Below are 657 nucleotides of genomic sequence, written 5' to 3'. Positions count from 1 at the left end.
GCGCCGGGGCCGGTAACGGCGGCGTGGCCGACTCGGAAGCCGGGCACGTCGGTGAGGGAGTCATTCATGGCCCATCCCTACCACGGGGGTTGGGGGTGGGGGTGGGGGTTGGGTTGGGGTGGCTGCTCCTCGGCCCCGCTTGCGGGCGGCGGTTGTCGCTGCGGTTTACGGTTCGCGCCGTTCCCCGCGTGGGCCGTTTCGGCCTGCGGGACGAGGGCGGCTGTTCGCGCAGTTCCTCGCGCCCCTGAGCCCCCTTTCCTCTGCGGGCCGAGGGTGGCTGGTCGCGCAGTTCCCCGCGCCCCTGTAGGGGGCTCAGCATCGGCAACCTCAGCCCGTCATGGGGGTCCCCCCTGGCCCTTGAGGCCTTGGGGGAGATTGAGGACGAGCGCCGTTCAGGCGCGAACGGGGTCTGGGGCGGAGCCCCAGGTAGCAGGACGATCAGCCGCAGCCGAACGAAGACCCCCGGAGGGTGTCGGGGAGGGGCGGGGTGGGGGGGGAACTCCGCGCTCAACTGACGCGCCGCGCCCGGTGCTTGACCGCCCGCAGACGAACCTCCGCGGGCAGCTCCGCAAGGCCCGCGGAGTCCCGCGCATGGGCCAGCACCTCACCCGAGAGCCGCGCAAGCGCCCCCGCGGGCTGCGCATGCGGCTCCAGGAG

1 pseudogene is annotated in these 657 nt (G+C 73.8%); it reads right to left on the bottom strand.

Annotation, left to right across the window (positions count from 1 at the left end):
* Positions 1-507 precede the first annotated feature (507 nt).
* Positions 508-657: pseudogene (locus tag E6R62_RS41610) on the bottom strand (alkaline shock response membrane anchor protein AmaP); the annotation flags it as partial.

Origin of the sequence: Streptomyces sp. A1136, assembly GCF_004795055.1 — a bacterium.
Taxonomy (GTDB): Bacteria; Actinomycetota; Actinomycetes; order Streptomycetales; family Streptomycetaceae; genus Streptomyces.
Note: the sequence above shows the minus strand (reverse complement) of the source record. Positions and strands in the feature narration are given on the sequence as shown.